Here is a 25,479-nt window from a genome sequence, read left to right as displayed (position 1 = left end):
TGAATAGAGAGGTTCAGATGACAAAAAAAAGAGTAAATGAAGTGATAAACGAGTTGGAAAAACTCTATCCAGATGCAAAAGCAGAGCTAGATTATACATCTCCTTTTGAACTGTTAATTGCTGTTATTTTAAGTGCGCAGTGTACAGATGTAAGAGTGAATCAAGTGACGAAGATTTTATTTGAAGTCGCTGGCAACGCACATGCACTTGCGAATCTTCCAATTGATAAGATTGAATCAATTATCAAGCCGTGTGGCTTATATATAACAAAAGCAAAGAATATCAAGTTAACAGCTGAAATCCTTGTAGAAAAATATGAAGGAAAAGTTCCAAGTGTTCATGAGCAACTAACGGCTTTACCAGGCGTGGGCAGGAAAACTGCCAATGTAGTTGTGAGCAATGCATTTGGCATACCAGCTATAGCAGTGGATACACATGTGTTTCGAGTGTCTAATAGAATTGGACTTGCAAAAGCTAAGACAGTCGAAGCTACAGAAGAACAGTTGATGAAGTGTATTCCTAAAACGTTATGGACCCTTACACATCATATGTTAATTTTTCACGGTAGGCGGGTTTGTAAGGCGAGATCGCCCATGTGTAGTGAATGTACGATTAATCCATATTGTGATTATTATAAAAAAAGTGCTCAGGAGAAGGATAAAAAATGACAAAAAAATTAAATCCAATGCCCAAAAATCTAATGTTTGCACTTGATATAGGTACAAGAAGTGTGGTAGGTGTACTGTCTAAAAAAGTTGATAAGAAATATGTTGTAGTAGATTATGAGATCATGGAGCATCCCGATCGTGCGATGTTTGATGGGCAAATTCACGATATCGCTAAAGTTACAGATGTGGTAAAAACTGTAGTTGGGAAAGTAGAAGAACGCAACGGGTTTAGGCTGGAACAAGCTGCAATAGCTGCCGCAGGTAGAGCTTTGAAAACAGAGCGTGCAGTCTATGAGCTTGAAATTGATGTTACAAAAGAGATCGATAAGTCTGTCACTGATAGTATAGAGATGCAAGCGATTCAATTGGCGCAGAAAAAGCTCACTGAATCTAATGAATTGCAGTCGAGCTACTATTGTGTCGGTTATAGCGTGATCAATTACTTTTTAGACAATAGCATGATTCTTAACCCTGTTGGGCATAGAGGACAGAAATTAAGTGTGGATATTATTGCTACATTTTTACCGCATATTGTTGTAGATAGTTTGTATTCTGTAATCAATAAAGCAGGACTCGAAGTGATGAATTTGACACTTGAGCCAATTGCTTCTATTAATGTTGCTATTCCACAGAATTTAAGACTTTTAAACCTTGCATTAGTTGATGTAGGTGCAGGTACATCTGATATTGCCATATCAAAAGATGGTTCCGTAATATCATATGGTATGGTTGCGCTTGCAGGAGATGAAATTACAGAGAAAATTGCGCAAACATATTTGTTGGATTTTAACAATGCAGAAAAACTAAAAATAGGCTTATGTAAAAATGGTCCAAATAAGTTTGTAGATGTACTTGGGTTGACACATGAAATGACAACTGACGAAATAATGATGCAATTAGATGATGTAGTTGACAATATTACAAAAGAAGTTGCTGAAAATATTATACAACTCAATAAAAAACCACCAAGTGCAGTTTTCTGTATTGGGGGTGGCGCACAAATCCCAGGCTTTACAAGTGCACTTGCAAAACATCTTAATTTGCCGCTTGAAAGAGTTGTTATTAAAAGTGTCGAAAACTTAGAGATGATTAGTTTTGAGACGACTGCGCTAGTAGGACCAGAGTTTATAACGCCTATGGGGATAGGTGTCACGGCTTTTGAAGAAAGAGATCAAGACTTTATACAAGTTAACGTCAACGAAACAGCGATAAGATTGTTTAATTCAAAACCGTTACAGGTATCAGATGCTTTGATTCTTACAGGGTATAATGCACGTAGTTTGATTTCTGAACGAGGTGAAAGTTACACGATCACCATTGATGATACTCATAGAGAAATAAAAGGTGATTATGGAGAACCTGCGAGGATCTATATCAACGGTGTGCAAGCGCACCTTGACTCTAAGATCAACCATAAGGATCAAATCACTATTATATCAGCTGAAAAAGGCAAGGCACGACGGATGACACTGCGAGAAGCTGTGAAGCTTGATAGTTTTGTAAGTCTAAACGGGGAAAAAATTAAGACAATCGAGTTTGTTAGTGTCAATGGTGTAAACCGAACTGGAGAATATATACTTATTGCCGGTGATGAAATTGTAACTAAGGGAATTAAAACGGTTAGGGAACTTGCTGAAGCAGTTGAGCTTGATCTTACACAATTTGCGATATATTTAGGCGAACAAAAACTAGAACCAACCTATAAAATTCGAACTGGAGATGCTTATACCTATATAAAGGAAGAGGAATCTATCGTAGTAAGTAAAGATAAGTTTAAGAAAGATTCTGATTCAAATAACGGTACTGAATCAAGTGAGGGTGTTGAGGGTGTTGATTCAGTATCATCCCAGAATGAGGCTGATGTGAGTGGACACCTTGATGTCGTAATAAATGGAAGTTCAGTACAGATTCCCAACCATAAAAAAGAGATTGTCTTTGTGGATATTTTCAATCATATCGAATTTGATTTGACTAAACCACAGGGTATTTTGGTATTGAAATTAAACGGTGAAAGAGCCAAATATACTGACTTACTTAAATCAGGTGATATAATTGACGTGTTTTGGAATAATTAATGGAGGCGTAGATGAGCGCGTTGTTTGATAGAAGCTACACTTGTCAGATTTGTGGAAAAGATTTCACATCAAAGCAAGTGAAAACCTCTGCCATCAGAGCAAAGGAAAGAAAAAAAGATTTTCATACAATATTCAATGGAGAAAACCCTACATTTTATGGGGTAATTTGTTGTCCAAATTGTGGATATACAAAATTTGAAAATGATTTTAAACAAGAGATCACTGCCAAATGTCGTGATACAGTTAAAAATACCATTACAAAAAGCTGGAAAGTTCAAGATTTTACGAAAGAGAGAGACATTAACGCTGCAATTAAAGTGCATCTCATTGCATTAGTCAATTATAATGTTTTAAAAGAAAAGCAAGCGATTATTGGTAAGCTACTTCTAAGACTTGCATGGTTCTATGAAGAAGCTGGTAATACTTCGGAAAATATGAAATATGTGAAACTTGCGTTAGATGCTTTTATCAAAAGTTTTGAACTTGAAAAGCAAGAAGATGCTGAAGAGAAAGAACTTGAAATTATCTATTTAATAGGGGAACTCAATAGGCAACTCGGCAACTACAAAGAAGCTATTAGATGGTACGATATGGTTGTTAAACATGAGTTTGCTTATAAAAACAGATTGATCAAGGGATATGCTAAAGAACAATGGGCGCTTGCAGCAGAAGAGTACAGTTTATCTAAAAAAAATGAACCTGCGACTATATTGACCACAAATTATTGAAGATTAGGAGTTTTTAATGGAAATCTATTTAATTCGACATGGAGAAACAACCGCAAATGTAGAAAAAAGATTTGCAGGTGTACTTGATGTCCCATTAACAGAAAAGGGAATTGGACAGGCTGTTTTAGCGGGAGAAAAATTGAAAGATGTTCAATTTGACGCTTTTTATTGTTCTAACTTATACAGAGCGCATGAAACGGCTAAAATAATTGGCAAACATCAAGCTATAGTTCCATCACCACTAGAATCACTTCAAGAGATGAATTTCGGCATTTGGGAAGGTAAAAAAATGGAAGAAATACAATCTGAAAGTGGGGAATTGTTAAATCAATGGTTTGCCGAATTTGAAAATTTTAAGGTCCCTGAGGGCGAAAGTGTTAAAGAAATGTTTGAAAGGGTTACAAATGCGTATAAAAAAATCATAGAACCTTTTTCTTTAGACTCTGATGTAAAAATAGCAATTGTTGCACATGGCGGTGTTATTCAATCACTGCTTAGTTTCCTTTGTTTTGGAGATAATACTGGATATTGGAAGTTCAGAATTGAGAACTGTGGTATCAACAGACTAGAATATGTAATGGGATATCCAGTCGTAAGAGGCATTAATCAATAACAGTTGTTTTTCATCCAAACCAAAAGCAAAAAAAGTATCATGAATTCTGTAAAATGTGTTATCATAGGGGTATAAATTATTTTGGTAAGGAGGGAAAACCGGTGAAAGTAGAATATATCAATGCATTTATTAAAGCATCAACTGAAGTATTGAATAATTTTGTGACTGATAAATTTAGTGTTGGCAAACCATACGTTCGAAGTAATCCGTTTCCGACGAGGGAACTAGTAATTATATTAGGAATAACTGGCGATATTAAAGGTCAAGCAGTATTTAGTCTTTCTGAAGAGATGGCAAAAGCAGTAGCTTCTGGAATGATGATGGGAATGCCTGTCAATGAAATTGATGAAATGGCAAAAAGTGCACTTTCTGAACTTGGCAATATGATCATGGGCAACTCTGCTACTTTATTGTTTAACTTAGGCGCAAAAATTGACATAACACCACCATCTCTTGTTAAAGGGACTGCAATAGAAATTTCTTCTGCTGGTATGGAAACCCTTTGTGTACCATTGGTGTCTGCACTTGGAGAAATAGAGTTTGATATCGGCATAAAAAAATAACGGAGAATATAATGATTAATATAGTATTGTATCAACCTGAAATTCCGCCAAATACAGGGAATATTGCAAGAAGCTGTGCAATAACAGGTACCAAGTTGCATCTGATAAAACCTCTTGGATTTTCACTGGATGATAAACATCTTAAGCGTGCCGGACTCGATTATTGGGAGTACCTTGATCTCGAAATTCATGAAGACGAACATGCTTTTTTTTCAAAGTATGGAGATGAGAAATTGTATTTTGCAACTACAAAAGCTACGAAATACTATGATGAGACCCATTTTGATGAAAATGCTTTTATTATCTTTGGAAGAGAAACTTCAGGATTACCCGCATATATTCATGAAAATTATAAGGAATCGCGTTTTAAGATTCCTATGAGAAAAAATGAGCACTTAAGAAGTTTGAATTTGTCTAATTCAGTCGCAATTATTTTATATGAAGCTTTAAGACAAAATGATTTTTTTGATTTAAAATAGTGTAAAACTAAACACTGCACCGAAGTCGATGTAGTGTTTTTTTTGCGAATTAAATCGCATATAGATAGAATAGAGAGATCAATAAAGAAAATAAAAGCATGTTAAGGAGAGTAATATGAGTTTTTCAACAGATGCAATTTTGGCGATTGTTATGCCATTATTAGGTGGTCTGGGTTTGTTTCTCTACGGTATGACCGTTATGAGCGAAGGTCTAGAGAAATCAGCAGGTAATAAGCTGGAAAAGATCATTGAGAAATTATCTGGGAATGTTTTCAAAGGTGTATTGATGGGCGCCTTGGTCACTGTTATTGTTCAGAGTTCTTCAGCAACGACTGTTATGGTTGTTGGTTTTGTTAATGCGGGTATCATGAACTTGACACAAGCGATTGGTGTTATCATGGGAGCCAATATAGGTACCACTATAACAGCTCAACTCGTCTCGATAGATTTAACGATGCTTGCGCCAATTGCAATAGCGGTAGGTGTCGGTATCAAATTGTTTTCAAAGAAGAATAAACGTATTATTCTAGGTGAGATTATCTTGGGATTTGGTATCCTCTTTCTAGGAATGGAACTTATGAAAGATGCACTTAAGCCACTTCGTGAATACGAGGGATTTGTAACGATGATTCAATCTATCGGTGCAGGTACATTATGGGGTGCATTTAAAGGTTTCTTACTGGGTCTTATGGTAACTGCTGTTGTACAAAGTTCATCTGCAACTACTGGTATAATGGTTGCACTTGCAAGTACTGGAGCACTGCCAATTGAGGCGGCTTTCCCTATGCTATTAGGTACAAATGTTGGAACGTGTGTTACAGCTTTATTGTCATCAATAAGTGCTAATAGAACAGCAAAACGAGCAGCAGTGATGCATTTATTGTTCAATTTACTTGGAACATTGATATTCTTTGCATTCTTCTCTAAACTTACAATTAATATCGTAACGTCAATGGGTGATGATCCTGCAAGACAACTGGCTAATGCACATACATTTTTTAATGTGTTAAATACATTGATCTTATTGCCATTTGCAGGGTTACTTGTTAAGAGTGTAAATATGCTTATTCCTATTACACAAGAGGAAAAAGAAGCAACTACTTTTGGAGTAAAATACCTTGATGAGAGAATTCTTGAAACCCCTACAATAGCACTTGGACAAGTGGTAAAAGAAGTGCTTCATATGGGTAACTTGGCAAAGATGTCGCTGGATAGTGCTATTGGTGCTCTTAAAAACAATGACCAAAAGGGCATAGACAGGACATTTAAAATTGAAAAAACAATCAATGTATTAGAACGGGAAATCAGTGAATATCTAATTAAACTTTCTAATACAGCAATTGATAATGATGATCGTAAGATACTAGATGGCTTATTTAGTACGATTAATGATATTGAGAGAGTTGGAGATCATGCAGATAATATTGCTGAACTTGCGCTTTACAAGATAGATAATAATGTACATTTTTCAGATAAAGCAGTACTAGAACTAGACGATATGGTTTCTAAGGTCTTTGAAGCTTATGAGTTGTCACTTGAAGCTATGAAAGAAGAAAATCGATATAAAGCACAAAAGGTGATTGAAATTGAAGGTGTCGTTGATGAGATGGAAAAAACACTTCGTAAAAAACACATTTCAAGGCTCAATGAGGGAAGATGTGAAACGAGCTCGGGGATTATATTCTTAGACATGCTGAGTAACCTTGAGAGAATTTCGGATCATTCATCAAATATAGCATTGGCTGTACTTGACGTATCAGAACATTAGGAGGAATTTATGGAGAAGATTTATGATGTAATCATCATTGGATCGGGTCCAGCTGGTTTATCTGCTGGTCTTTATGCAGCAAGAGCAAAAATGTCAACTTTGATTTTAGAAAAAGATAAAACCGGTGGTCAGATATCGGGAACTGAGGAAGTTGCAAATTATCCAGGTTCGATTAAAGATGCCACAGGTCCTTCTTTAGTTGCACGTATGGTTGAGCAGGCAGAAGAATTCGGTGCTGAGAGAATGAGAGCAGAAGTGACTGAGCTTAAGCTCGATGGTACTATAAAAACCATTGTTACAAATAAAGGCGACTTAAAAGCCAAGTCAGTGATCCTTGCAATGGGCGCAAGACCGAGACTTTTAAAAGTGCCAGGTGAAAAAGAACTTACAGGTAAAGGTGTATCATATTGCGCTACATGTGATGCTGAGTTTTTCACTGATTTAGAGGTTTTTGTATTTGGTGGTGGCGATACAGCGCTTGAGGAAGCGATGTTTATTACGAAGTTTGCAAAAAAAGTTACCATTGTTCATAGACGTGATGCGTTTAGAGCGGCTAAATCAATTGTTGAAAAGGCAACTAAAAACCCTAAAATAGAATTTATTTATAATTCAGGTGCCAAAAGAATTGTTGGTGAAGGTATGGTGCAAGGTGTTGAACTTGAAAATTATCTAACAGGTGAAACAAAAGAGATCATGGCTGATCCGAATGACGGTTTGATGGGGATCTTCGTTTTTGTGGGATATATTCCAGAAACAGGACTTGTCAGAGACCTCGTAAAGCTAGACCAGTCTGGATATATTATCACCGATGCTCAAATGCTTACTGAAATTCCTGGTGTTTTTGCAGCGGGTGATATAAGAGTAAAATCGCTTAGACAAGTTGTGACAGCAACAGCTGATGGTGCAATTGCAGCCGTTCAAGCTGAAAAATATGTAGACGCATTAGCGGATTAGGAGGAAGAAATGTTAATATTGGACAAGGAAAACTTTGAAGCTGAGGTTCTTAAATCATCTGGACTCGTATTGGTAGATTTCTGGGGTGAAGGTTGTGAACCATGCAAAGCACTTATGCCCGAGTTTGAATCACTAGCAGATGACTATGAAGGTCAAGTCACTTTTGGTAAACTTAATACATCTCAAGAAAGAAGACTTTCAATTAGTCAACGTGTCTTAGGCCTACCTACTGTTGTACTATATAAAGATGGTGTAAGAATGGGTGAATGTACAAAAGATACAGCCAATGTGACTGGAATAAAAGCGTTAATTAGTCAATATTTATAAATGTTGATTTATATTTTTTAAATATAAGTCATATAGTTAAATTTATATATACTCAACAATACAAATGACTAGTGCTTGAATATTCAGACACGCTTGTTATACTTTTTGTAAACTTGCTACATAAGTGTTGCAAGTTTATGACAGATTGATTCGATAAATTGGTGTTTTATTAACATAGTAATTTCGTTAAAGTTTCGTGAAAATTTCGAGAAAAAATTATTAATTAACTATATACAAAAGCGATTAGCCTTGTATTTGTAAAAGACTCAATTTTTGAGTATTTTTAAATTGCTTCAATACGAATTATTGTTGTAATTTGAAGTGGATAACGATATAATTATTTCGAAGACGCAAGTCGAATGAATTTATTAGTGGAGGTTTTACAATGAAAAAAGTATTATTGATTGTACTATCACTCATTCTTGTATTGAGTATGGTAGGTTGTGGTGCGAAAGCTGATGATGGTACTTATGAAATCGCTTTGATCACAGACAAAGGAAATATTGATGACAAATCATTTAACCAAGGCGCATGGGAAGGCGTAAAAGCATATGCTGAAGAAAACAAAATTTCTCATACGTACATCAAACCAGAAGAAGCTTCAGATGCTGGCTACTTAGCTGCAATTGATTTAGCTGTAACTGGTGGCGCTAAAATCGTAGTAACTCCTGGATTCTTATTTGAGGTTCCAATCTACGAAGCACAAACAAAATACCCAGATGTAAAATTCATCTTACTAGATGGTACACCTCATACTGCTGATTACTCTACTTTTGAAACTAAAGGTAATGTAGCAAGCGTACTTTATGCTGAAGAGCAATCAGGCTACCTTGCTGGTTATGCAGCAGTAACTGATGGTATGAAAAACTTAGGTTTCATGGGTGGTATGGCTGTTCCTGCTGTTCAAGCTTTTGGTTACGGATTCCTTCAAGGTGCTGAAGCTGCTGCTGCAGATTTAGGTTATGCTGATGGAGAAGTAAAAGTAACTTACCACTACACTGGAAACTTTGAAGAAAATGATACTAACAAAGCAACTGCTAGAACTATGTACCAAGAAGGCGTAGAAGTAATCTTCGCTTGTGGTGGTTCTGTTGGTAAATCAGTTATGTCTGCTGCAAGTGAGTCAGGCACAAAAGTTATCGGCGTTGACGTTGACCAAAGATATGATAGCGAAACAGTTATCACTTCTGCAACAAAAGGTCTTGCTGCATCAGTTATTAGCGTTTTAGATTCTATCTACAATGATGGATGGGCTAACTATGCAGGTAAAACTTCAGTATTCAACGCTTCAAATGATGGTGTTGGTCTTCCAACTGCTGTAATCGGCGACGATAAAGCAGATGCGTTTGACAGATTTACTACATTTGATAAAGCAGCTTATGATGCGATCTTCGCTAAATTAGCAGATGGTAGCGTTCAACCACTTAGAACAATCACAGTTGCTGATGCTAGTGGTGTTGCTACTGCTGAAGAATTAACTTCAGCTTTAAATCTTGTTAAAGTTTCTGTAACTACAAGATAGTTATATTTTTAAGTACCTAGCATAAAGCTTTAAGCCTTATGGTTTGTATAAGTAATTGATGGGGGGGGCTTATGTTTCCCCCATTTTTTTTATTAAGCCACAATTTCGCTTGTGGCAAAATCTGAGGGTTCGATGTCCGAAGTTTCTTATTACCGGAGTTAACGTCAAAATAATATTGTTAAATTTCAACATATACAAATGACGTAAGTTTGTTTATTATTGACAATGTAACATCGGTTGTGAGAATTCTATTAGAAAAGAAGAGGTCAAAGTGGAAAATTATATTGTTGAAATGCTAAATATAACTAAAGAGTTCCCTGGTATTATTGCAAACGACAATATTACCTTGAATCTGAAAAAAGGTGAAGTGCATGCGCTGCTAGGCGAAAATGGTGCAGGTAAATCAACGCTCATGAGTGTGCTCTTTGGACTGTACCAAGCTGAGAAAGGTGAAATTAGAAAAAATGGAGAAGTGGTAAAAATCAACAATCCTAATGATGCTAATACGCTTGGAATCGGTATGGTACATCAACACTTTAAATTAGTAGAGATCTTTACTGCTCTCGAAAATATTATTCTGGGTGTTGAACCTAATAAAATGGGCTTTATCCAAAAAAGCGAAGCCAGAGAAAAGGTAGTAGAACTCAGTGAGAAATATGGACTTTCGATTAATCCTGATGCATTGATTGAAGACATCTCTGTAGGAATGCAACAAAGAGTTGAGATACTTAAGATGCTCTATAGAGAAAATGAAATCCTTATCTTTGATGAGCCGACAGCTGTTTTAACACCACAGGAAATCAAGGAACTTCTGAAAATCATGAGAGGATTTGCAGAAGAAGGAAAATCTATTTTGTTTATAACTCACAAACTGAACGAAATTATGGACGTGGCAGATCGTTGTACGGTATTAAGAAAAGGTAAATATATAGGGACTGTTAACGTTAAAGATACTAATAAAGAAGAACTATCCAAAATGATGGTTGGACGTGATATTAGTTTCAGCGTTGATAAAAAACCTATGAAAGAAGGCGAAGTAGTACTTTCGGTTAGAAATGTTACTGTGCCATCTAAACTTCACAAAAACAACGCAGTAAAAAATGTATCTTTTGATGTTAAAGCAGGTGAGATTGTTTGTCTTGCAGGGATTGATGGCAATGGACAAACCGAGTTTGTATCTGCTTTAACTGGTCTAGAAAAAATGAGTGAAGGTTCAATTGTTTTATGCGGTAAAGATATTACAAAATCTTCTATTCGTGAAAGATCAGTAGCGGGTATGAGCCATATCCCAGAAGATAGACATAAACATGGTCTTGTTCTTGAATATTCACTAGAAGAAAATTTAGTGTTACAGCGTTATTGGGAACCAGCTTTTCAAAATAAAGGTTTTATTAAATTTGATGAAGTCAGAAAGTATGCTGAAGGTTTAATCAAACGATTTGATGTAAGAAGTGGACAGGGCCCAGTAACTGTTGTAAGAAGTATGTCAGGCGGTAATCAACAAAAAGCGATCATAGCGCGTGAGATTGATAAAAAACATGAGATTCTCGTTGCAGTTCAACCAACAAGGGGACTAGATGTTGGCGCTATAGAATATATCCACAAACAACTTGTTGAAAGACGTGATGCTGGTAAAGGTGTACTTTTAGTTTCACTTGAGCTTGATGAAGTAATGAATGTAAGTGATCGTATCCTAGTAATGTATGAAGGAGAGATCGTAGGAGAGCTTGATCCAAAGACCACGACTGTTCAAGAATTAGGACTTTATATGTCTGGTGCAAAACGTAACACAGTAAAGGAGACTAACCATGCAGGATAATAACAAATCACCTCAAAAAAAGGGATTTGATTTGAAAGCGATTACTAAAACTAAGGGATTCTCAGCATTTACAGCTGCACTTTTAGCAATTGTTCTCGGTCTAATTTTCGGCTTTATAGTTATGATCTTTGCAAATCCTGATAGAGCAATGGCTGGATTCAGATATGTAATTTTTGGTGGACTTGGACGCTTTGGAGATGTGCTTTATTTTGCAACTCCAATTATGATGACAGGTTTAGCAGTTGGATTTGCATTTAAGATGGGTTTATTCAACATTGGTGCCTCTGGTCAATATACAATGGGTATGTTTTTCGCGATGTATGTTGGCTTTATGTGGGATTTGCCTACAGGACTACATTGGGTAGTCGCAATCTTTGCAGGAATGATAGGTGGTATGCTTTGGGGCTTTATTCCTGGAATTTTTAAAGCTGCGCTTAATGTAAATGAAGTTATCACGTCAATTATGTTTAACTATATCGGTATGTACTTTGTTGATATGTGGGTACAAAGCAATGCAACAATGTACATCGCAAGTAAATCATGTACAAATTATTTGCCATCAAGCGTTCAAATTCCTTCGCTTGGTATCGCAGGATCAAATGTAAACTTTGGTATTATTTTTGCAATCATCACAGCTATTATACTTTTTATTGTCTTGCAAAAAACAACATTTGGTTATGAACTTAAAGCGACAGGCTATAATAAATATGCGAGTGATTATGCTGGAATGAAAGGAAAAAGAAATATTGTAGTTACAATGATGATTGCAGGAGGACTAGCTGGTCTAGGTGGTGCATTTGCTATTTTAGCACCTTCGGCAATTGCAGGTAGTAGTATGACATATGAACCAATAAATATTATCGCAGCAAATGGTTTTAACGGTATTGCAGTTGCTTTGCTTGGCAGTTCAAATCCGTTAGGTATCATATTCTCTGCAACGTTCATCTCTCATATTCAGCGTGGTGGTACACTTGCAAACCTCGTTGGATTTAAACCTGAGATTATTGATGTTGTAATCGCTGTAATTATTTATTTCTCTGCTTTTGCGATGATTATGAATTCTACTTTAGCTAAGTTTATCAAAACGCGTTTTGGTAAAAAAGGCACAGTATTACCAAATGCAAACAGTGAAACTAAGGAGGCGAAATAATGGATACAGTATTTTATTTAATTCAAAATATGCTTCCTGTAGCTGTTCCTCTGTTATTAGTAGCACTTGGAGGTATGTTTAGTGAAAGAAGTGGTGTCATCAATATTGCTCTAGAAGGAATCATGCTCTTTGGCGCGTTCTTTGGTGCACTCTTTGTGTATAGTATCCAATCTAGCGGTATTAATCCACAGGTGATTTTGCTACTTGGGATGGTTGTTGCTGCTGTTGCAGGATTTGTATACTCATTGTTATTGTCATTTGCATCGGTCACTATGAAAGCGGATCAAACAATTACAGGAACTTCACTTAATATGATGATTCCAGCAGCTGTATTGCTTTTTTCAAAGATGTTTTTTAACAGTGATGGGATCACTACTAATGTTGGATTTTTCATTCGCAAAATTCCTGTTTTAGGTGATATACCTGTTTTGGGACAACTGTTTTTCCAAAAGACTTATTTAACTGTAATCATAGGATTTATCTTGTTGATCATAACTGTGATTATATTTTATAAAACTAAATTTGGTTTGAGATTAAGAGCTTGTGGAGAGCATCCTCAAGCAGCTGACTCAGTGGGAATTAACGTTTACTTCATGAGATATGCAGGCGTTAGTTTATCTGGAATCTTAGGTGGTATAGGTGGTTTCTTCTATTCGGTTGGTATATTAGATGGTAATATCAGTGGTCATACTGGTGTGGCTGGTTTCGGTTTCTTGGCACTTGCAGTAATGATCTTCGGACAATGGAAACCAATGAAAATTTTGTTTGCTGCATTGTTCTTCGCATTTTTGAGAACACTTGCATACTCAATTGCCCTAATTCCATTCCTAAATGATTTGGGCATAAATCAGACTTACTATAAGATGTTACCTTACGTTGCAACGATGGTTGTTCTTGCCTTTACATCTAAGAAATCAAGAGCACCTAAAGCAGAGGGTATTCCTTACGATAAAGCAAAAAGATAATCTAGAAAACAAGTTAGTTTAAGCTGATGCCATTACTAAAAATTGCATCAGCTTTTTTTCTCGGATATGCAACTAATCCCTTTAAATACTATCAATTTAGACGACAATTTGGTATAATTATAACGTTATTATGTTTTGTTGTTCTTATATAATTTTATGAGCAACGCGCTTATTCCCAGTAGACTTAAAAGATTAGGATGTGATGGTATCAGTTATGAAGATGAACTTTAATTTAAACTTAATTCAAACTCAGAAACTGATTATGACTCCTGAGTTGAAACAAGCGATAGAAATTCTTCAATTTAATGCAATTGAACTGAACGAGTTCATCAATGAAGAACTACTTAATAATCCAATACTTGAAAAACTAGCGACAGATATCGATGAGGAACCTATATCTGAGAAGGTAGAACAAGAATTTGAATACGATCTTGATAAAGGTGATAAACCTGAGATTGATTGGGAAGACATGGTCAACTACTTTGATGAGTCAAGACCAATCAGTGGTTCTACTTATACTGCTGATTCTGATATAAATTACGATAATTTTGTTGCTGACGAAGAAAATTTAAAAGATTATCTATTGATGCAGCTTAAATTTTCAAAACTTGAAGATGAAGTGGTGAAGATCGGTGAATATGTGATAGAAAACATCGATGACAACGGCTATTTAGAGATGAAAAACGAAGAAGCGATGATGCTTTTTAATCGTACACATGATGATATAGAACAAATTGTTAGGTTGATTCAAACTTTTGATCCTGCTGGTGTTGGCGCTAGAGATATTAAAGAGTGTTTGCTGATTCAACTTTACCAACAAGGTTTTGAAGAAAGTTTAGAAGAAACATTAGTAAAAGAACACTTGGTAGAACTTGGAGAAAAAAAATTCGCGATTATTGCAAAAAAACTAGGTGAAAGCGCTGAGCGCATTCAAATGGCTTACGATTATATCAAAACACTTGAACCTAAACCAGGCAGATCGTTTAGTTCTATGCGAGATGTAAGGTATGTGATTCCTGATGTTTATGTAGAAAAAGTAAAAGATGAGTATGTGGTGACTGTAAATGAAAGTGCATCTCCACGCCTTCAAATAAATGGTTTTTATAAAAAGATGCTGAGTCAATTTTCAAGAGATTCACTTACGAATGAGTACTTATCGAAAAACTTACAATCCGCACTTAGAATTATCAAAAGCATAGAACAGAGACGAAATACGATCTATCGCGTTTGTACGGCGATTGTAGAATATCAGTATGATTTCTTTGAAAAGGGTCTTTTATATCTAAAACCGCTTAACTTAAAGGATATAGCTGATGAAATTGAAGTGCACGAATCCACTGTATCACGTGCTGTTAACGGGAAGTATATGCAGTGTCCTAACGGCCTTTTCGAAATTAAGTACTTTTTCCAAAGTGGTGTTAAGGGTGCAAGTGGAGAAGGTGTGTCTTCTGAGAGTGTCAAACTTGTTATGAAAGATATGATTGATAAAGAAGATACCAAAAAACCATTAAGCGATCAGTTTTTAGCAGATGAACTTGTAAAAGCAGGAATTAACATTTCAAGAAGAACGGTTGCCAAGTATCGAGATGAACTCAATATACCGCCTTCTTCAAAACGAAAACGATTTTAAATTATGATGACTTATGCTACCTTATTTTGAGGTTGGTATAAGTCATTTTTGGTATTAGAACTCATATTTTATTTGTCAAATTAATAACAATCAAAATAATAACAATCTAGATTTTGCAATAAAGTTAAGGTTTGTTAAGTACAAGGGACGTTTTTGGACCAAGCGGGACAAAAAAATAATATTTTTATCAAAAACACCTTGTAATTCATTTAGTGAGTGGTATAATAAATTTGTAAGTGGGTATTTTTTTTAATCCAAATGGGACAAAAAAATAAGTACTGGCTAAAAAACATCCCGAATAGATGGTGAGATATGGAAACTAAAAGAAATACAGACCAAGACAATTTAATATTTGTTCTTAAGTATGCGTTTCCAGAGATGGAAGAACTGTTACCATTAAGGTTTAATTTACTTAATAGCATCAAGTTCAATCAACCAGTCGGTAGAAGGATGCTCTCAGGAACTATGGGTTACACTGAGCGCGTCGTAAGACGTGAATGTGATATTCTGAAGGAAAACAATCTAATTGATTATTTTCCAGATGGTATGCGATTGACACAAAAAGGACTTGAAGTACTTGATGCACTTACAAGTGTGTTCTATAAAATCAATGGAATCAATGTACTTGAAAAGGAACTGGCTGAAAAACTTGCAATTAAGAAAGTGATTGTAGGCTCAGTTGGGATTCAAGATGAACAAGTATCTCTTAACGAAATTGGTTACGAAGCAGCGAAGTATTTGAGTACGTTAATCGAAGAAAAAATGATTATTGGATTAACTGGAGGTTCTTCGATAGAAAAAGTAATTAATGGGTATAAGAGTGATTGGGTGCATTTTGAGAATCAAGATATCATGGTTGTACCTGCAAGAGGTGGACTTGGTAACAAGAATGAGTATCAAGCCAACACTTTAGCGGAGCGACTCGCAAACAAACTCGGTGCAAAATATCAAATGCTATATACACAAGACAATCTTTCTCAAGCTTCTATAGAAGAACTTAAGAATGAGCCTAATATCAAACGAATTTTAGAAAACATTACTAAATTAGATGTTCTCTTGTTTGGAATAGGGCAGGCAAGTGTTATGGCAAATCGTAGAGTGCTCGAGCAAGAAGAAATTGATAATATCCTTGGAAAAGGAGCGGTAGCAGAGTCATTTGGCTATTACTTTAACAAGGATGGCGAAATCGTTCACGAAATCAGTACCATTGGTATTGATTTAGATATATTCAAAAAACTAAAGCATGTTATTGCTGTAGCGGGAGGCGTTGAAAAAACTGAGGCTATTATAGCGATCAGCAAACTCAATCCCAATCTGGTTTTAGTTACAGACGAGCTAACAGCTAAAAAAATCCAAGAGGTTTTATAAATTTTAAGGAGGAATTAAGAGATGAAAAGAATCGCAATTAATGGTTTTGGTAGAATTGGTAGACTTGTATTTAACGCTATGGCTGAGCAAGGTTTACTAGGAACAGAGTTTGACGTAGTAGCAGTAGTAGATATGGCAACTGATGCTGATTATTTTGCATATCAGTTAAAATATGATTCTACACAAGGTAAATTCCAAGGTGAAATTACAACTAAAAAAAGCAGCCCAGAAGTTGCTGAAGAAGATATCTTAGTTGTTAACGGTAGAGAAACAAAATGTATCCAAGCGGTAAGAAATCTTGCTGATCTTCCATGGAAAGAATTAGGCGTTGAATATGTAATCGAAGCAACTGGTCTTTTCACAGATTCAGAAGCAGCAAAAGGTCACTTAGCTGCTGGTGCTAAAAAAGTTATCATTTCTGCTCCTGGTAAAGGCGATGTAAAAACTATCGTTATGGGCGTTAATGAGCATGAATATGTAGCTGAAGAGCACAATGTTGTTTCTAATGCTTCTTGTACTACTAACTGTCTTGCACCACTTGTACACGTACTTCTTAAAGAAGGTATCGGCGTAGAAACTGGTCTTATGACTACTATCCACTCTTATACTGCAACTCAAAAAACTGTTGATGGTCCTTCTAAGAAAGACTGGAGAGGCGGAAGAGCTGCTGCAATTAATATTATTCCATCTTCAACTGGCGCTGCTAAAGCGGTAGGCGAAGTTTTACCAGAAACAAAAGGTAAATTAACTGGTATGTCTTTCCGTGTACCTACTCCTACAGTTTCTGTAGTTGACCTTACTTTTACAGCTGCAAGAGATACTTCAATCGAAGAAATCGATGCATTGCTTAAAAAAGCTTCTGAAACTTATTTAAAAGGTATCTTAGGATATGCTAACGAAGAACTTGTTTCAAGTGACTTTATCCATGATAATAGATCTTCTATCTATGATTCACTTGCTTCAGTACAAAACAACCTTAAAGGCGAGAAGAGATTCTTCAAACTTGTATCTTGGTATGACAATGAGTGGGGCTACTCAAACAGAGTTGTTGACTTATTGAAATTCATGTCTAGCAAATAAGTAATATTTTCGGACTATGTCTGATCGTGGACCCTGACCTAGTCAGGGTTCACTTCATGTATGATTGGAGGCCTATCATGTTTAACAAGAAAACAATTGAAGATATCAAGGTAAAAGGCAAACGCGTTTTAGTTCGCGTGGATTTTAATGTTCCTTTAAAAGACAGTGTTATTACAGATGAAAATAGAATTATGGGTGCTTTACCTACTATAAAATACTTAGTAGAAAATGGTGCGAAAGTTATTCTTTGTTCACACCTTGGTAAACCTAAAGCAGATAACTTAGAAAAATATACCTTAGCACCTGTTGCAAAAAGACTTTCAGAAATTCTTGGACAAGAAGTAGCATTTCCAGCCGAAGTAGAAGTAGTAGGCGACAAAGCAAGAGCTGCTGTTGCTGCTATGAAAGATGGTGACGTTATACTTCTTGAAAATACGAGATATAGAGCAGAAGAAACTAAAAATGGCGAAGCATTTTCTAAAGATTTAGCATCTTTAGCAGACATCTTTGTCAACGATGCATTTGGTACTGCTCATAGAGCGCACTCATCGACGGTAGGTGTGACTGAGTTTGTAGAAACATCAGTTTGCGGCTATCTTATCCAAAAGGAGTTAAAGTTCCTTGGTGAAGCTGTTGAGAGCCCTGAAAGACCTTTCTGTGCAATCTTAGGTGGTGCAAAGGTTTCTGATAAAATTAAAGTCATTGAAAACCTTCTTACAAAAGTAGATTCACTGATCATCGGTGGCGGTATGGCTTATACTTTCTTGAAAGCACAAGGCTATACAATTGGAACATCACTTGTTGAAGAAGATAAATTAGAATATGCACTTCAAATGATTGAAAGTGCAAAAGCAAAAGGCGTTTCACTTTTACTTCCTGTTGATCATGTTGTTGCAGATGCGTTTAGCAATGATGTGGAAGTAGTTGTAACAGAAGGAATTGATATTCCAGAGGGTTATATGGGTCTTGATATTGGTCCTAAAACAGCGGAAGTATATGCAGATGTCGCTTCAAAATCAAAAACAATCATTTGGAATGGTCCAATGGGCGTATTTGAATTTTCAAACTTTGCAGCTGGAACAGTTGCAGTAGCAAAAGCGCTTGCTGATTCATCAGCTACTACAATCATCGGTGGTGGTGATAGTGCAGCTGCTGTTAACATCTTAGGTTTTGGCGATCAAATGACGCATATTTCTACTGGCGGTGGTGCTTCTTTAGAATTCTTAGAAGGCATTGCATTACCAGGGATTGAAGCTCTTAACGATAAGTAGGAGGAAATTATGAGAAAACCAATAATCGCAGGTAACTGGAAAATGCACAAAACAGTTGCTGAAGGCGTAGCATTTATAAATGCAGTAAAAAATGAAGTTGAAGGAACTGATGTAGAAGCATTAATCTGTGCACCATATACATTACTTCCTAGCTTAGTTGAAGCAGCAAAAGGAACATCTGTAAAGATCGGTGCTCAAAATATGCATTTTGAAGACAAAGGTGCTTTTACAGGCGAAGTAAGTGCTGATATGCTTCTTGATATCGGTGTGACACATGTCATCATTGGTCACTCTGAAAGACGTCAGTATTTTGGAGAAACTAACGAAACAGTTAACAAAAAAGCACACAAAGCATTACAAAAAGGACTTACGCCAATCGTTTGCTGTGGTGAAACACTAGAGCAACGCGAAGCTGGAGAAACAAAGTCTCATTGTAAAGTTCAAATAGAAGAAGCGTTTACTGGCATTGCTGCAGCTGATGCACCTAAAGTTGTTATTGCTTATGAACCAATCTGGGCAATTGGAACTGGTAAAACTGCAAGTAGTCAAGATGCAAATGATGTAATTGCATTTATCAGAGAAGTTCTTGTAGGACTTTATGGTGATGCAGTATCAGAAGAAGTTAGAATTCAATACGGCGGAAGTGTTAAACCTGCAAATGTAGAAGAAATCATGAACGAGTCTGATATCGATGGCGCATTGGTTGGCGGCGCAAGCTTAGAGCCAAGTGATTTTTTACAATTGGTTAACTTTTAAGGAGATTTACATGAAAAAACCAACAGCGTTGATCATAATGGACGGTTGGGGCCAAAGCAGCAGTACCGTAGGTAACGCTGTTGAGTTAGCTCAAACACCGGTTTATGATAACTTACTCAAAAAATATCCACATACATTAATTGCTGCTAGTGGCTTAGATGTCGGTTTACCAGAGGGACAAATGGGTAACTCTGAAGTAGGACATCTTAACATAGGTGCTGGTCGCGTTATATATCAGGAACTTACTAGAATTACTAAGTCCATAAAAGATGGAGACTTCTTTGAAAACCCTGAACTCATTGGTGCAATGAAGCATGCAAAAGATCATGGTACAAAACTTCATACTTGGGGACTACTATCTGATGGTGGTGTTCATAGTCATATCGAACATCTTAAAGCGCTTATTAAGATGGCGAAAGACCAAGGTCTTGATAATATCTACGTTCATGGTTTTATGGATGGTCGTGATACATCACCAACTAGCGGTATGAGTTATGTAAAAGAACTTGAAGCGTATATGAGTGAAATTGAATTTGGTGAGATTGCTACGATTTCTGGTCGTTACTATTCTATGGATAGAGACAAGAGATGGGAAAGAATTGAAAAGTCATACAACATGCTTGTAAACGGTGTTGGTGAAACTTCTGATTCTGCAGTTGCAGTTTTCGAAAAATCATATGAGCAAGGTGTAACTGATGAATTTATCTTACCAACGGTTATTATAAAAGAAGGTAAACCAGTTGCAACAGTAAGTGAAAATGATGCAATTATCTTTTTTAACTTCAGACCCGATAGAGCAAGAGAAATTACTAGAGCAATTGTAGATGTTGATTTCGATGGTTTTGAGCGTACTTATTTTCCAACAAAATATGTAGGGTTTACTCAGTATGATAAAACAATCGAAAATATAGAGATTGCTTATAAACAACAATCGATCAACAATACACTTGGAGAGTATCTTTCTAAACTTGGCAAAACCCAACTAAGAATTGCCGAGACTGAAAAATACGCACATGTAACTTTTTTCTTTAACGGTGGTGTGGAAGCGCCAAATGCAGGTGAAGATAGAGCCCTTATCAATTCGCCCAAAGTTGCTACTTATGACCTTAAACCTGAGATGTCAGCTTATGAAATGACAGACAAACTTTTAAGTGAACTTGATAGAGACTACTATGATTTAATCGTCATCAACTACGCGAATCCTGATATGGTTGGCCATACTGGTATTATACCAGCAGCGGTAAAAGCAGTTGAGACAGTTGATGAATGTGTAGGCAAAATCGTAGCAAAACTTGAAGAAAAAGGTGGTGCATTTATCATCACAGCTGACCATGGAAATGCTGAGCAGATGTTAACCGATAAAGGTGAACCAATGACAGCACATTCAATTAACAAGGTCCCTTGTATCGTAGGTGGTGTGGGTAATGTTACTTTATCAACTGAAGGTAAACTCAGTGATTTAACGCCAACACTTTTAGATTTGATGCTCCTCGATGTGCCAAGTGAAATGACTGGAACGTCAATTATCGTAAAATAGAGTGAAAAATTTCAACACTGGATGAAAATCCATAAGCATATGTCCAAAAGGACAATCCAAATTATAAAACGGAGGTAATGGAAATGTCAGTAATTACAGATGTTTTTGCAAGAGAAATACTTGATTCAAGAGGAAATCCTACAGTAGAAGTTGACGTTTATTTAGAAGATGGCTCAATGGGTAGAGCTGCAGTACCATCAGGTGCATCAACAGGCGCATTTGAAGCAGTAGAATTAAGAGATGGCGACAAAAGCAGATACCTTGGAAAAGGTACACAAAAAGCAGTTGACAACGTAAACGATATCATCGCTCCTGAACTTGAAGGATGGGATGTGTTTGATCAAGTTGGTATCGATAAAATGATGATAGAATTAGATGGTACGCCAAACAAAGCTAAACTTGGCGCTAACGCAATTCTTGGTGTTTCAATCGCGGTAGCTAAAGCTGCTGCAGATTCTACTGGTCTTACACTTTATGAGTATATCGGTGGTACAAATGCTAAAACGCTTCCAGTTCCTATGATGAACATTATGAACGGTGGCGCTCATGCTGATAACAACGTAGATGTTCAAGAGTTTATGGTTATGCCAGTTGGCGCACCAAACTTTAAAGAAGCATTAAGATGGGGTGCTGAAATCTATCACTCACTTAAAGCGGTTCTTAAAGCTAAAGGTTTAGCTACTGGAGTAGGCGATGAAGGTGGTTTCGCACCAAATCTTCCTACAAATGAAGATGCTTTAAAAGTTATCATGGAAGCAATTGAAAAAGCTGGTTACAAACCAGGTGAGCAAATCAAGTTAGCGCTTGACGTTGCTGCAAATGAATTGTTTGATGAAAAAACTGGTAAATATACGCTTGCAAGTGAAGGTAGAGAATTTACTGCTGCTGAATTAGTTGATTACTATGCAGGACTTGTAGAAAAATACCCAATCATTTCAATCGAAGATGGTCTTGCTGAAGAAGATTGGCCAGCATGGCAATTAATGGTAGAAAAATTAGGTAACAAAATCCAAATCGTTGGTGATGACTTATATGTTACTAACACTGAAAGATTATCAAGAGGAATCAAAGAGAAATCTTCAAATTCAATTCTTATCAAATTAAACCAAATCGGTTCTATCACTGAAACACTTGATGCAATCGAAATGGCAAAAAGAGCTGGATTTACAACAATTTCTTCACACAGATCTGGTGAAACTGCAGATTCAACAATCGCAGATTTAGCAGTAGCACTTAACACTGGACAAATCAAAACTGGTGCACCAGCTAGAACTGACCGTGTTGAAAAATACAACCAATTGTTAAGAATTGAAGAGCAACTTGGCGACAATGCAATCTATGCAGGTATGTCAGCGTTCTACAACTTAAGATAATAACATCCCCACAACTTGCAACACCCACAACTTGCAACAAAACAACAATTAGCATCAACATTGAGCATGCTCAATTAGATAATTAGCAAATCTTGTAACAAACCTATGCAAGGTCCTTGGCTTGGTGGACAGCAACCACCAAGCCTTTGGCTTTTTTGAAAATAAAAATGATTTAATTGTAATTTTAATATGGGTATGGTAAAATACCTATGTTAAGCATGCCTTACATGCATATGTACGAAAAATATTGCAATGTTGATCCATGTAGACAACAATTGCCGTTCATAGGAGGTGGAGAAATGTTATATACCATAGCAACAGTATTATTGATCATATCATCGTTGATACTAATAGCGAGTATTTTACTACAGTCTGGTAAATCTGCGGGATTATCAGGTTCAATCGGCGGGGGCGCTGAGCAAATCTGGGGTAAAAACAAAGCAAGAGATTACGATGCTAAATTTGACAAAGTTACGAAAGTAGCAGCAGTATTTTTTATAATATCATCATTGATGATGGCTTATATACAATAATTAGTTTAGGCTAATTGTTGTATATTTTTTTCTGCTCTTGTCTTTTTTAGTACAAGAGAAGCATAAAGTTGTGGGGAGGATTTATTCAATGAATTATGCATTATTGTCGGCAGGCGCTGGTATCATTGCGCTACTGTTTGCGGCTTTTTTAGTCGTGAAAAAAATCAATCCAGTAGAGGTGAAGCACGATCGCATGAACGAGATTGCGTCTTATATTCACGAAGGCTCTATGGCATTTTTAAGACGCGAATATAAGGTTCTAGTTATTTTTGCAATCGTATTAGCACTTGCTATTACTTTTGGTCTTCAAAGTTACCAAACTGCAATATCTTTCTTATTTGGTGCGTTTTTCTCAGCATTAGCGGGCTTTTTTGGTATGCAAGTTGCAACCAAAGCAAATGTTAGAACTGCATATGCAGCTAAAGAAAGTGGTATGAATCGTGCATTGTCAGTTGCCTTTTCAGGCGGCGCTGTAATGGGTATGTCTGTTGTGGGACTTGGCTTATTAGGCGTAAGTGTTTTATATTTTATTTTTAGAGACGCTCAAATTATCACAGGTTTTGGACTAGGTGCTTCATCAATCGCACTTTTTGCACGTGTTGGTGGTGGTATTTATACAAAAGCAGCAGATGTTGGTGCAGACCTTGTTGGTAAAGTTGAAGCAGGTATACCGGAGGATGATCCTAGAAACCCAGCAGTTATCGCTGATAATGTTGGTGACAACGTAGGTGATGTTGCTGGTATGGGAGCTGACCTTTTTGAATCATATGTTGGTTCAATTATCGCAGCAATTACACTTGGTGTGATTACTTATAACATCGAAGGTGCTATTTTCCCTCTTATGTTATCTGCAATTGGTATTATCGCTTCAATTATCGGTACTTTCTTTGTTAGAGGTGATGAGAAATCTGATCCACATAAATCACTTAAAAAAGCAACTTATGTCAGTGGTATAATCGTTATTGTTGCTTCATACTTCTTAAGTAACCAGTTTTTCGGCAATTTAAATGCATTCTTTGCAATTACTGCTGGACTTGTATGTGGGATCTTAATTGGTGTAGTTACAGAAATCTATACTTCTGGTGATTATAAATCTGTTAAAAAAATTGCTGAACAATCTTTGACTGGCCCTGCAACGACTATTATCTCTGGACTTGCTGTTGGTATGATGTCTACGATGTTCCCAATTTTATTTATCTGTGGTGCAACTTTAATTGCACATCAATTTGCTGGTCTTTACGGTATCGCTTTAGCTGCTGTTGGTATGCTTTCAACTGCAGGTATCACTGTTGCTGTAGATGCTTATGGCCCTATCGCTGACAATGCTGGCGGTATTGCTGAAATGAGTGAACTTCCTAAAGAAGTTAGAAAAATCACAGATAAATTAGACGCTGTTGGTAACACAACTGCTGCCATCGGTAAAGGCTTTGCTATTGGCTCCGCAGCGCTTACTGCACTTTCTCTTTTCGCATCTTATTCTGAAGCAATCGGTATTACGACGATCAACATCTTAAATCCTAAGGTTGTTGTGGGTCTGTTTATTGGTGGTATGCTTCCGTTTATATTCTCAGCACTTACGATGGAATCTGTTGGACGTGCTGCTTACCAAATGATCGAAGAAGTTAGAAGACAATTTAAAACTATCCCAGGTATCATGGAAGGCACTGGAAAACCTGATTATGCACGTTGTGTTGACATCAGTACTGGTGCTGCACTTAAAGAGATGATGTTACCAGGTATCATGGCTGTATCAGTTCCAATCATTGTTGGTTTGGTACTTGGCGGTGAAGCGCTTGGTGGTATGCTTGCTGGTGCACTTGTAACAGGTGTGCTTATGGCGATCTTCATGGCAAACGCTGGTGGCGCATGGGATAATGCTAAGAAATACGTTGAAGAAGGCAATTACGGTGGTAAAGGATCAGAAGCGCACAAAGCGAGCGTTGTTGGCGATACTGTAGGTGACCCGTTTAAAGATACATCAGGTCCATCTATCAATATCCTAATCAAACTAATGACCATTGTTTCACTTGTATTTGCACCACTTTTCTTACAACTTGGTTCTTTGTTATAATTAAAGTTAAACAAATGTATCATTGAAATTTAAGAGGATAGTCTTGGCAGTCGCCGGATTATCCTCTTTTTTGTTAACTCAGGACATAAGGTCACTTAATCTGAACACTCGATGTACACAGATTTTTAATGTTTTTATGGTATAATAAGTATAATTGAAGTTTTTTCTGATAATCATCCGTAAATCGGGTATAAATTTTAAAGCGAATATGAAAATTTGACAATTGAAA

At 36.5% G+C, this 25,479-nt stretch carries 22 protein-coding genes; all 22 read left to right on the top strand.

Translation table 11 applies throughout. The features are described 5' to 3' along the window. The first annotated feature begins 17 nt into the window (after window positions 1-17). On the top strand, window positions 18-668 hold the full coding sequence (gene nth, locus QE109_RS03635) for an endonuclease III (protein WP_281093036.1): 651 nt from the start codon (window positions 18-20) through the stop codon (window positions 666-668). Further along, window positions 665-2,743: a pilus assembly protein PilM gene (gene pilM, locus QE109_RS03630; RefSeq protein ID WP_281093035.1), complete on the top strand. Its 2,079-nt coding sequence runs from the start codon at window positions 665-667 to the stop codon at window positions 2,741-2,743. Before nth ends, pilM begins: the two co-directional genes overlap by 4 nt. Window positions 2,744-2,754: 11 nt before the next feature. Further along, the gene (locus QE109_RS03625; RefSeq protein WP_281093034.1) at window positions 2,755-3,471 is read left to right on the top strand and encodes a DUF2225 domain-containing protein; all 717 of its coding nucleotides are present in this window, start codon (window positions 2,755-2,757) and stop codon (window positions 3,469-3,471) included. A 16-nt stretch (window positions 3,472-3,487) separates the two neighbouring features. After that, complete coding sequence (locus tag QE109_RS03620) at window positions 3,488-4,084, top strand: histidine phosphatase family protein (RefSeq protein WP_281093033.1); 597 nt, start codon at window positions 3,488-3,490, stop codon at window positions 4,082-4,084. A 101-nt stretch (window positions 4,085-4,185) separates the two neighbouring features. Next, window positions 4,186-4,647 (top strand): chemotaxis protein CheX, encoded by a 462-nt coding sequence (locus tag QE109_RS03615; RefSeq protein WP_281093032.1) that lies wholly within the window; start codon window positions 4,186-4,188, stop codon window positions 4,645-4,647. A gap of 8 nt (window positions 4,648-4,655) precedes the next feature. Beyond that, window positions 4,656-5,126 (top strand): tRNA (uridine(34)/cytosine(34)/5-carboxymethylaminomethyluridine(34)-2'-O)-methyltransferase TrmL, encoded by a 471-nt coding sequence (gene trmL, locus QE109_RS03610; protein ID WP_281093360.1) that lies wholly within the window; start codon window positions 4,656-4,658, stop codon window positions 5,124-5,126. A 115-nt stretch (window positions 5,127-5,241) separates the two neighbouring features. Beyond that, a complete protein-coding gene (locus tag QE109_RS03605; RefSeq protein ID WP_281093031.1) occupies window positions 5,242-6,894 on the top strand; it encodes a Na/Pi cotransporter family protein in 1,653 nt (550 codons plus the stop codon). A gap of 9 nt (window positions 6,895-6,903) precedes the next feature. Continuing rightward, window positions 6,904-7,848, top strand: coding sequence for a thioredoxin-disulfide reductase (gene trxB / locus QE109_RS03600; protein WP_281093029.1), 945 nt, complete (start codon window positions 6,904-6,906; stop codon window positions 7,846-7,848). A gap of 9 nt (window positions 7,849-7,857) precedes the next feature. Then, window positions 7,858-8,175 carry a thioredoxin TrxA gene (gene trxA / locus QE109_RS03595; protein WP_281093028.1) on the top strand — a complete coding sequence of 106 codons (318 nt, stop codon included), beginning with the start codon at window positions 7,858-7,860 and terminating at the stop codon, window positions 8,173-8,175. A 385-nt stretch (window positions 8,176-8,560) separates the two neighbouring features. Next, window positions 8,561-9,697, top strand: a complete 1,137-nt coding sequence (locus QE109_RS03590; protein WP_281093027.1) for a BMP family lipoprotein — start codon at window positions 8,561-8,563, stop codon at window positions 9,695-9,697. A 271-nt stretch (window positions 9,698-9,968) separates the two neighbouring features. After that, the gene (locus QE109_RS03585; protein WP_281093026.1) at window positions 9,969-11,516 is read left to right on the top strand and encodes an ABC transporter ATP-binding protein; all 1,548 of its coding nucleotides are present in this window, start codon (window positions 9,969-9,971) and stop codon (window positions 11,514-11,516) included. Next, window positions 11,506-12,666: an ABC transporter permease gene (locus tag QE109_RS03580; RefSeq protein WP_281093025.1), complete on the top strand. Its 1,161-nt coding sequence runs from the start codon at window positions 11,506-11,508 to the stop codon at window positions 12,664-12,666. The genes QE109_RS03585 and QE109_RS03580 overlap by 11 nt, the downstream gene beginning before the upstream one ends. Continuing rightward, window positions 12,666-13,631, top strand: a complete 966-nt coding sequence (locus QE109_RS03575) for an ABC transporter permease (RefSeq protein WP_281093024.1) — start codon at window positions 12,666-12,668, stop codon at window positions 13,629-13,631. The genes QE109_RS03580 and QE109_RS03575 overlap by 1 nt, the downstream gene beginning before the upstream one ends. 214 nt (window positions 13,632-13,845) lie before the next feature. Continuing rightward, complete coding sequence (gene rpoN, locus QE109_RS03570) at window positions 13,846-15,261, top strand: RNA polymerase factor sigma-54 (RefSeq protein ID WP_281093023.1); 1,416 nt, start codon at window positions 13,846-13,848, stop codon at window positions 15,259-15,261. A gap of 312 nt (window positions 15,262-15,573) precedes the next feature. Beyond that, window positions 15,574-16,629 carry a sugar-binding transcriptional regulator gene (locus QE109_RS03565; RefSeq protein ID WP_281093022.1) on the top strand — a complete coding sequence of 352 codons (1,056 nt, stop codon included), beginning with the start codon at window positions 15,574-15,576 and terminating at the stop codon, window positions 16,627-16,629. Between the two features lie 21 nt (window positions 16,630-16,650). Then, the gene (gap, locus tag QE109_RS03560) at window positions 16,651-17,709 is read left to right on the top strand and encodes a type I glyceraldehyde-3-phosphate dehydrogenase (RefSeq protein WP_281093021.1); all 1,059 of its coding nucleotides are present in this window, start codon (window positions 16,651-16,653) and stop codon (window positions 17,707-17,709) included. A 74-nt stretch (window positions 17,710-17,783) separates the two neighbouring features. Then, window positions 17,784-18,980, top strand: coding sequence for a phosphoglycerate kinase (locus QE109_RS03555; protein WP_281093359.1), 1,197 nt, complete (start codon window positions 17,784-17,786; stop codon window positions 18,978-18,980). A 9-nt stretch (window positions 18,981-18,989) separates the two neighbouring features. Beyond that, window positions 18,990-19,736, top strand: a complete 747-nt coding sequence (gene tpiA / locus QE109_RS03550; RefSeq protein ID WP_281093020.1) for a triose-phosphate isomerase — start codon at window positions 18,990-18,992, stop codon at window positions 19,734-19,736. Window positions 19,737-19,746: 10 nt separating this feature from the next. Then, on the top strand, window positions 19,747-21,273 hold the full coding sequence (gpmI, locus tag QE109_RS03545) for a 2,3-bisphosphoglycerate-independent phosphoglycerate mutase (protein ID WP_281093019.1): 1,527 nt from the start codon (window positions 19,747-19,749) through the stop codon (window positions 21,271-21,273). Between the two features lie 83 nt (window positions 21,274-21,356). Further along, window positions 21,357-22,646 (top strand): phosphopyruvate hydratase, encoded by a 1,290-nt coding sequence (gene eno, locus QE109_RS03540; protein WP_281093018.1) that lies wholly within the window; start codon window positions 21,357-21,359, stop codon window positions 22,644-22,646. A gap of 299 nt (window positions 22,647-22,945) precedes the next feature. After that, on the top strand, window positions 22,946-23,179 hold the full coding sequence (secG, locus tag QE109_RS03535) for a preprotein translocase subunit SecG (RefSeq protein WP_281093017.1): 234 nt from the start codon (window positions 22,946-22,948) through the stop codon (window positions 23,177-23,179). Window positions 23,180-23,267: 88 nt separating this feature from the next. Further along, window positions 23,268-25,250, top strand: a complete 1,983-nt coding sequence (locus QE109_RS03530) for a sodium-translocating pyrophosphatase (protein WP_281093016.1) — start codon at window positions 23,268-23,270, stop codon at window positions 25,248-25,250. Window positions 25,251-25,479: the final 229 nt, after the last annotated feature.

The sequence above is a fragment of the Fusibacter bizertensis genome, assembly GCF_029914245.1.
Classification (GTDB): Bacteria; Bacillota; Clostridia; order Peptostreptococcales; family Acidaminobacteraceae; genus Fusibacter_C; species Fusibacter_C bizertensis.
The sequence above is the reverse complement of the archived record's forward strand: the minus strand, read 5'-3'. Positions and strand labels throughout refer to the sequence as shown.